Annotated in this window: 6 protein-coding genes and 2 pseudogenes; 4 read left to right on the forward strand and 4 right to left on the reverse strand. The window is 37.3% G+C overall.

Annotated features, from left to right (window positions below):
• Positions 1–12: 12 nt before the first annotated feature.
• The 4 genes from CWATDRAFT_RS15540 to CWATDRAFT_RS15560 form a co-directional block, all read right to left on the reverse strand.
• Positions 13–1098: a class I SAM-dependent methyltransferase gene (locus CWATDRAFT_RS15540; protein WP_007305909.1), complete on the reverse strand. Its 1086-nt coding sequence runs from the start codon at positions 1096–1098 to the stop codon at positions 13–15.
• A 137-nt stretch (positions 1099–1235) separates the two neighbouring features.
• Entirely contained in the window at positions 1236–3026 is a 1791-nt protein-coding gene (ltrA, locus tag CWATDRAFT_RS15545) for a group II intron reverse transcriptase/maturase (protein ID WP_007305908.1), read from the reverse strand.
• 1064 nt (positions 3027–4090) lie between these two features.
• Complete coding sequence (locus CWATDRAFT_RS15555) at positions 4091–4834, reverse strand: alpha/beta fold hydrolase (protein ID WP_007305906.1); 744 nt, start codon at positions 4832–4834, stop codon at positions 4091–4093.
• A 125-nt stretch (positions 4835–4959) separates the two neighbouring features.
• The gene (locus tag CWATDRAFT_RS15560) at positions 4960–5991 is read right to left on the reverse strand and encodes a chlorophyll a/b binding light-harvesting protein (RefSeq protein WP_007309349.1); all 1032 of its coding nucleotides are present in this window, start codon (positions 5989–5991) and stop codon (positions 4960–4962) included.
• A gap of 236 nt (positions 5992–6227) precedes the next feature.
• Here CWATDRAFT_RS15560 and CWATDRAFT_RS15565 point away from each other — a divergent pair, with 236 nt between their 5' ends.
• From CWATDRAFT_RS15565 to CWATDRAFT_RS33820, 4 genes and pseudogenes are all read left to right on the forward strand, one after another.
• Positions 6228–6668: a hypothetical protein gene (locus tag CWATDRAFT_RS15565; RefSeq protein WP_007305901.1), complete on the forward strand. Its 441-nt coding sequence runs from the start codon at positions 6228–6230 to the stop codon at positions 6666–6668.
• A gap of 189 nt (positions 6669–6857) precedes the next feature.
• Positions 6858–7028: pseudogene (locus CWATDRAFT_RS15570) on the forward strand (3-phosphoshikimate 1-carboxyvinyltransferase); the annotation flags it as partial.
• Positions 7029–7139: 111 nt separating this feature from the next.
• A complete protein-coding gene (locus CWATDRAFT_RS15575) occupies positions 7140–7709 on the forward strand; it encodes a Uma2 family endonuclease (RefSeq protein WP_007305903.1) in 570 nt (189 codons plus the stop codon).
• A gap of 277 nt (positions 7710–7986) precedes the next feature.
• A pseudogene (locus CWATDRAFT_RS33820) lies at positions 7987–8549 on the forward strand (IS1634 family transposase); the annotation flags it as partial.
• Between the last annotated feature and the right edge of the window lie 114 nt (positions 8550–8663).

The following is an 8663-nucleotide window of genomic DNA, read 5'->3' on the forward strand; positions in this document are numbered from 1 at the left end:
CACATTAGCATTTTAACTATTTTCTAGATGGGTAAACCACAAAGAGCCGCCATTAAGCCAAACACTTCTATCTTCTTTCCAGTCTTTTAAAATAGCAGAAAATGCTTTTTCTAGTTCGGGGCGTAAAGACATATATCTCCCAGGCATTAGGATTTTAAGCTTATTAGCTGCTGCTAATAAATAGACAGCAAACATATACTGCTCATTCCAATACCAATTTTTGAAACTATCAGGATAATCGTAAGGCAAGAGAATATCATGAACCCCGATAATAACCCCTGGCTTAATCATGGGTAAAACGTCCATCATAAACACAGTTACGTCAGAGTTCATGAAAGAACGATGACTGCCATCAAGGAAAAGAATATCCCCTGGTTCTAATTGTGAGAAAATCTCTAACTCACAAGTTTCTAAACCGTCACGAATAACGCGATCGCACACAGCATCCACTTCCGCACGGGGATCAGGGTCAATAGAAAGAATTTTTGTCTCTAAGTTATGATCTTTAATGGCTCTGGCTGCAAATAAGGTACTAACTCCAGAACCAATCTCTAGATAATTCTTTGCTTTTAAATCAGTTACAAAATAGTAAATTAATGCAGCATCAAAGGCATTTAATGGGGTTTTTAACCAGGCAGGATCTCCCGAATTTTCGTGATCAAAATAAATATTTATCTTGTCAAAAAAAGGTTTGAGTTTGGCCAGGTTTTCAAGAGTTTGACAATGTTCATCAAAATCTTTATGAAAAATTTTACTAAGTCCTGAATGGGGTGGCTTTGTATAGCCCCAACGGGGTTGATAGTCCCTTGATGGAGGATATTCTAGAGCCATATAATATTTCCCTGTATAGGAATTAAGTTGAGGAATCAACTTTTCTGGAGAGGATAAAATATCCACTGATTCTTGAATATTTCTAGTTTGCTCGTCTAACTTATTAATTGAGTGTTGGATGTAATCATTCCGTTGGTTGGTATTATGTTGAAGTTGAGTGATCAATTCTTGATTTTCTCTATTTTTTTCATTAAGCAATTCCTCAATTTCTGCTAAACCTAAAGCTTTGTTTCGGATTTTTTTTAACCAATTTTTGATTGCGTTCATACTATCTATAAGTTAGGATAATGTAAATAATTATTTCCGATAACCGAGATGAGATTAGGGGTCGAAGTGGTAGTCACCTACCACGACTCCCATTCCGAACCGTGCATGAGACTTTCACCTCACACGGCTCTCGGCAATTAGTCCTTTGTCATAGGTACTGTTAACACATCGTCTTTCCATTCATAGCCATTTTCTAACCAATCGTAGAGGTAGTCATTTTTGCTTTTGACATCATGACAGTGACGATGTAGAGCTTGAAGATTGTTGTAGGTATCCTTTCCACCTTTCGATTTGGGGATAATGTGGTCAACTTCTATCAAGTCTTCAGGTGTAAAGTATTGCTTACATTGAGGACATATACCTTTTTGTTTCTTTAAGAGTTTTGCGACTCTTGTTGGTGTCCCAGAATATGTACCTCGTCTTTTGCTCCAGTAAGTCCAGTTTCCGTCATAGGGTGAAGCTTCAGGTTTAACCCATGTGTGTCTCAATATTCCTGTTTCGGCGTGGTGATAGAGGACTGCTCCTTTTGTTTGGAATGTCCAGAATCCGTGTTTTCCGTATGAGAAATATTTTTTAAGAGCTTTAATCAATGGTGTCTCTTTCTTTTTCCTGCTTACTGTCCAAGCTCTAAGCATATTCCATAATATGTTGTCTTCGGATTTGAATGTTTTCTTACTGCAAACATTTCGGTAGTAATTACACCATCCTGGGATTATGGGATTTAATCTTGTGATTAATGCTTTTTGTGGGGCTTTCTTGTTGGCCTTGATGGCCTCTTTGATTGCCTCATGGTGAGCTAGTATTTTTTTCTTGCTTGGCTTGATTAGTGTTTTGAATCCAGTTAGTTGTGCATTTTTTCCACCTGTTTTACTAGAGTGGTGTTTACCCTTGGGGTATGACCTAATATTGAATCCAAGGAAATCGAAGCCTGGTTCAATGGTTTTACCATTATGGACAATACTTTTTAGAGTGTGTCTTATGGAAGTCTTCTCTGGTTTTAGTTCCAATCCGACTTTTTCTAACCATTGTGCAACTAGATTTTTACATTGTAGAATAACATCGTAATCTGTATGAAGAATTACGAAATCATCGGCGTAGCGGATGATTTTGGGTTTATATCCCTGTTTAAGACTGCCATCTTCTCTCCGTTTTGTACGGGGGAAGTAATTTTCTATGTCTATTATCATTCCGTGTAGTGCAATGTTAGCCAATAATGGACTTATTACACCACCTTGAGGTGTACCTGAATCTGTTTCCTCAAAAATGCCCTTGTCCATTACACCGCATTCCAACCATTGTTTAATGATTCTTTTGATGTTGTGTGGACAATCTACTTTGGACAGTAGGTAATCATGGTTAATCTTGTCGAAGCATTTGGCGATATCTGCATCTAGAACATATTTTGCATTCGTTTTTATTGCTAAAAATATTCTACTGATAGCGTCTTGTGCGCTTCTGCCTGGACGGAAGCCATAAGATGTACCCTCAAATTGGGCTTCCCAGTATGGTTCTAAGGCTGATTTAACCAAGGCTTGCATTGCTCTATCTTTCATGGTGGGTATCCCCAGTCCACGTTTTTCATCTCTTCCAGGTTTAGGTATCCAAACCCGTCTGAGTGCCTTGGCTTTGTAACCTTTTAACCTTAGTTCGTTAACTAACTTTAATCTTTGGTTAGGTCGTAATGACTTTTTCCCATCAACTCCAGCAGTTTTCTTACCTTGGTTGTCTTGGGTCACTTTGCGAATGGCTAAGAGCTTTGCGTAATGTGACTTTAACAGTAACTTCTGAAGCTTTTTAGCTTTGACTTTATTACCTGATTTAACAGCTTGAAATATTCTTTTTTGAAGCTTAAACACTTTCCTCTGGACTTTTGCCCAGTTTATGGTGTTCCATTCTGGCGTAGTCTTGGTTATACTCGCATTCGACATTTAACTACCTCTAATAGAGACTATTTCTTCTAATTAACCAGCAATACGTCAGCTTATCCATATTCATTACAAATAGGCATTAGCAACTTAATTGCTTCTCACATCCATGACCCTTGCGCTTAAGTTTGTCACTACTTACATCATCGACCTGATGGTAAGAGCAGTCATGGACTTAATTCGTTCCGTTGGTTTGGGTGTATTGGTTTTAGGTTTCATCTCTCCCCCAGGTTACTTTTAGGAATCGTTGTGGATGTTACGAAGAAAACTCCACTTTTCACCTTGTTCTTTTGAACGCAGCCTGTCAAACAGATTTGGCTACTTGGAGGTCTTGAGGGTTCAGGACGATGATTCAGCGTAATGCTTAACCGTGACCAATTGACTGGAGGAACGACTTGCCATGCTGTTTCATGACGGGTTCCCCTTTTAACCCTGCTTCTATCCTGAGTTTACTAAGTCCAAAACGGAGGGTTAAGTTGTCACTCTTAGGATTGCTCCCTTGATTCCGAGTGTGGCTCCTTTAGCCAACAAACCAACAGTTATCTAGTTTTCTAGGTTCTAGACTAGCTACACACCTGTATTTAGTACAGGCTTTCTAGCTAAACGAATCGCACCTTAATTACCCCCACACTCCCCACACTCCCTATGCCATAAAAGTTTCCAGCCTATCCGAGTAGTATTGACTGGCTTCCCTTCCCAGTCTTCACAAGTTACGGCTTCTACTGTAAACGCTTTATAGGGATGAACAGTACACTTTAAACAGGTTTCTCCTGTATGAAAAGAACAGCGATCGCAAGGTATTTGGTGGAGTTGGCGCAAATAAAGATATCCATCTTCAATCGCAAAGAAAATTGCACAGAAAAAACATAACAAAACCAACCAAATAAGTAGAGGACAAATCCAACCCATTTGGAGCATAATAATCTTGGGTAATATCATAAATACTCTCTAGATGAGACAAACAAATTGACATAGAGACATTTCTTCAACGAATAGTAGAATGAAAGTTGCTCTACATTCCACTTATCCATTATTTAAACAATGTCTCTATAGAAAGAACCGATTAACTATGACACCGATTGAAACATTTTAGGATCTACTTTTGATTGGTCTACATTCTGCCAAAAATTTCTAATTTTCTCACCCACTAATTCGGAATTCATATAATGGAAAAAATGCCTTCCTTGGGAACATTCCCATAAGATGTCCCCTGATTTTAACCAGGGTTTCCAAGCATTTAATTGATAAGGAGAAATAACCATATCGTCTTGACTACCCCCAACAAACAAAGGAACGGAAACCAGTTGCGGTGTAACGCTCACTTGTTCTACTAAGGTATTAGGAGAAGGAGAAGACAATAAATCTTGCTCCAACAGATAAATTAATAATTCGTTTTTAAAAGGACATTGACGACCAAAAAGCGTAGAAACCATTTGGCTCAAAATGGTGTGGCGATCGCAGGGCAAAGTCTTGAACATGGCATAATAATGAGTCTGCCAGTCCACCGCTAAATTAGCCCCTACCGATAACAAAGTCAAAGACTTAACTCTTTCAGGATGACGTTGTGCATAGATCATCCCTAACCAAGCACTGGTACTATGACCAATGAGATGTACCGGTTGCTTCAGTTGTTTAAGATAGTCGTGTAACAACACAAAAGCAACGTCAAGGGTGATAGGTTCATCTGGGGTTTGATTGTATTCCCATAAAGCGACGGCATGATCTTGGGACAGTTGACTGATTAAAGGACGGTTAAACCTCTGTAATATAGGACTGACACTTAACCATAAAGCATTGGGAACAGAAGACATAACAAACTCCAAACTGAAGACAATTTAAGGCACAATAAAGATAGAGTTCAAGAGGAAAGTTAAGTGGATGTCTATATAGTGTCCTGATAAAACCCTTAGACACCCCTTAACTCCTTTTTATTTACTTACACTTGTCCGAGATTATTGAGCGCGTTTTCTACTTTTTTGAAGTCAAAGCCCATAGCACGTAAAGCGTGCCATAAATGACCTTGTAAGAAGAAAAAGGCTAAAAAGAAGTGTGTATTAGCTAACCAGCAACGTGCAGTATGCGCACCAAATTCTAAGTTGGCTGTATCAGCAAAGTAAGGGCTAATGCCTAACTTGACATCTAATACAGGACCGTAAAATTCGGGGGGATAAGCTAAGGTGTTAACCGCACAGAAATAAGCTGCGACAAACCCTGCTAAGGCAATACCACCTAAAGAGTAGGATAAGATGGCTTCTCCTGAGAAAATGAGAGCTTTTCTTGCCCATGCCATAGGAGGAACAACAATGTGCCAAATACCACCGCCAATGAGTAACGCACCCACATAAATATGACCACCAATTAAGTCTTCGAGACTGTCAACCGCAGCAAAATGGGTTTGATAGCCATAGATCACTAAGGGATCTAAGGTGGGTTGGGTTACTAAACGAACCGCCTCTGTGGTGGAATCGTATATACCGCCCCAGAACATCGCTTTTCCTACCAATAGTAAGGCAGCGACACCCAAGAATAAGAGATGATGGCCTAAAATAATGCCAAGTTTTTTGGGATCGTCCCACTCAAAATGAAAGCGACTTGCGCCTCCTTCTGTGGTTTTTAGATCCTGGGGAGCTTTTAAGAGATGAAATAAAGCACCCGCACCTAATACGGCAGATGAGACCAGGTGTAATACCCCAATAACAAAGAAGGAATATGTATCAACAATTTCTCCTCCTTGTCCTACACCGAAGCCTAAAGTGGCTAAATGGGGTAGTAAAATCAACCCTTGTTCTCCCATAGGTGAATCGGGAACGTACTTAGAGAGTTCAAATAAAGTAAACGCACCAGCCCAAAACATGATTAAAGCACCTTGAGCCGCGTGGGCAACGATGAATAATCCTGATTTTTCGGCAAATCGGGCATTTCCTGCCCACCAGTCATAACTGACGTTGGGATTTTCGTAAGTTTGCATCATAGTTTTCAATGAACTACACAATTGCCACTTATTGGGAATTGATATCAATAAGCTTATCCTCAATCTATAAAGATTGGCAAGTAAATACTATTAAGAATTGTTTAAGTGTGGAATAATCACCAGAAAAGTATTAGGGTAAACTTTATAAATATTTAATTATTTTCCGTTGTTTTTTGATGATTTTTCTTTTACATTTAAGCTGTCTTTTCAACGTTTTTTGAGGATAGCCAACCATGATTAAGGATTTATTAAAAGTAGCAGATGTATCAGAAACAGAGACTAAAACTCTAGGGGATAGCAACCATCATAAGTTAGCATTTCAGTTAGAGATAATAGCCGATCGATTAGAATTGATGATGGAAAATATGGCAACAGGGAAAAGCTTAGATAGTGAGTGTTACAGCTTAGAGGAAGATTGTGAAAAGTTGAGAGAATACTTATATAGAGAAACCTTCAAAGATAGAATTCCTCGCTATCAGCAAATGCTTACTCTTATGTCTGCCACCAAAGTTGCCCTCTCAGAGATTTATTTTGGTTCATCTTTCAAGATGAAGTTAGAGTTCAATCAAGACAATAACAATAAACATCCAGAAACAGTGCATAAAAATATGTTAACCGTTAAAAACAATACCCAGAAAATGAGAACAATCTCTCAAATTTTAGCGGTTTCATAAAAATCTGAAAAAAACTTTAGACTCAAAGTTAGAAGTCGGTTGAGTATGATTGACAGCCCTTGCCATTTTGTGTATCTTAAAAATGTCATTGTGGGGGAACTACTAATCTCCTAAACCCTCTAACCCTGATCAATAGTGCTGTGCCTCAGTATTGATCCCCTCTGACTCCTAACTTCTGAGTCCTAACCTATGACTAAATCGATTATTGAGCTTCAAAATCTAGAAAATCAGCAAATTTTGACAATAAACCCTCCCAACAGAGGATTATCCCCACAAGGAAACCTACAAATACCTGGGGATAAATCTATTTCTGATCGCGCTTTGATGTTGGGGGCGATCGCAGAAGGGGAAACCATCATTTAAACCCCGTCGTTAACGGCGGGATTTTTAAAATTTCTGGTAGGGACATAATAATATTATGTCCTTAATTTTTGCTATTATACAGTTATTAAGTCTTATAAGATAAATCCTATGATTGCTTTATCTGAATCTTTTCCTGTTACCCCTGAAGAATATCTTGAATGGGAAAAACACCAAGAAATTAAACATGAATATAGAGACGGAGACATTTATGCAATGGCCGGTGCATCTGATGCTCATGTTACTATAGCAGGGAATATCTTTGCTTTATTAAGAAGTAATGTCAGAGGTTCAAATTGTCGGGTTTATCTTAGTGATATGAAAGCTAGACTAGAAAAGTTTAATCGTTTTTATTATCCTGATGTTTTGGTCACTTGTGATACTAGAGATCAAGAAAATAATAATTATAAATGTTATCCTAAACTAATTATTGAGGTTTTATCAGACTCCACAGAAGCATTTGATCGAGGGGATAAATTTATTGATTACCAAAGCTTAGAAAGTTTAGAAGAATATGTTTTAATTAACACTAAACATCAGCGAATTGAATGTTTTAGAAGAAATGAGCAAGGGTTATGGGTATTAGAAGTTTATCATGCAGACTGTGAAATTTTTATTCTCAAAAGTATTAATTTTCAGAGTTCCTTAACAGCGATTTATGAGGATGTAATATTCAATTAGTATAATTGTAGGGTGTATTAGCAAAGCGTAATACACCAAAAATTGTTCAATTTTTTAACTAAAATGGTGGCCTGCGACGGACTTTGATATTCTTATTCACCATCAACATTATAGCCGTCTAACCCACCCTACTTTAAACCCAGATTCCGCACTTCAAAAAGTAGCATTAAATACTACAAGCCTGGGTTTAATAATTAAGTATAATTGCTTAAGCTCTTGAAGACAAAAAAGTGGGATAATTGCTTAAGTTGTTTCCTCTGTAAAAAAAGAGCGAAAAATGTCTTATTTAGAAGAAATACAAGTTAAAAATTTAGACCATTTAGGGATAGTAGCTGGTTTAATTGATGAAATAGGAATAGTCAAAATAATTAATAATAAATTAGGAATAGATGTTAGAGAAAAAATCTCAGCAGGTACAGTAGTTAAGTCTATTTTAATCAATGGACTAGGATTTGTTTCAAGACCTCTATATTTATTCAGTCAGTTTTTTCAAGATAAAGCCATTGAGAAATTGTTAGGAGAAAGAATTAAACCTGATTACCTTAATGATGATAAAATTGGGAGAGTAATGGATGAATTATATAAATATGGACTAAATGATATTTTTATTGAAGTAGTTTTAGAAGTAATTAAAAAATTTGAAATAGACCTTTAAATACTCCCATTTAGATTCCACATCATTTCATTTAGATGGAGAATATAAAAGGGAAGAAGATAAAGAGAAACAGGAAGAAGAAAAAATTATTAAAGAAAGACCAATGTTTATTAAGAAAGGATATCTCGGGATCATAGACCAGACTTAAAACATGTGTCTTGGATTTTATAACAAGCCAAGATGGGATATCCCATATTTGTACAATAGGAAGGGAAATGATCTGATAAAGTGTATTGAAAAGTTTAGTAGAATGCAAAGCAATAAGGTTGCAGAACAAGGATGGGAAAAGCTTAAATGTG

Source organism: Crocosphaera watsonii WH 8501 (assembly GCF_000167195.1).
In the GTDB taxonomy this organism is placed as follows: domain Bacteria; phylum Cyanobacteriota; class Cyanobacteriia; order Cyanobacteriales; family Microcystaceae; genus Crocosphaera; species Crocosphaera watsonii.